The organism is Pseudomonas sp. SIMBA_068 (assembly GCF_046534705.1).
Lineage (GTDB): Bacteria > Pseudomonadota > Gammaproteobacteria > Pseudomonadales > Pseudomonadaceae > Aquipseudomonas > Aquipseudomonas putida.
Genome location: NZ_JAWRYI010001097.1, coordinates 1 through 252, shown reverse-complemented (window position 1 = coordinate 252; position 252 = coordinate 1). Strand labels below are relative to the sequence as shown.

The window sequence follows — 252 nt, the reverse complement described above, 5'->3', positions numbered from 1 at the left end:
ACTGCGCGTCGATCCCGGCCAATTTGCTCGAAGCGGAGTTGTTCGGTCATGAGAAAGGTGCTGTCACCGATGCCAAGGAGCGCAGGGTGGGCCTGGTCGAGGCCGCTGATGGGGGCACGCTGTTCCTCGATGAAATCGGCGAGATGGACCTGGTGTTGCAAGCCAAGCTGCTGAAGCTGCTCGAAGACCGCAGCATCCGCCGCATTGGTGCGGTGAAAGAGCGCAAGGTCGACTTGCGGGTAATCAGTGCCA

Annotated in this window: 1 protein-coding gene; it reads left to right on the top strand. The window is 60.7% G+C overall.

What is annotated here, in order from left to right; all coding sequences use genetic code 11:
- On the top strand, positions 1-252 hold a 252-nt coding region (locus SB756_RS32865), incomplete at both ends, for a sigma 54-interacting transcriptional regulator (RefSeq protein WP_410913611.1).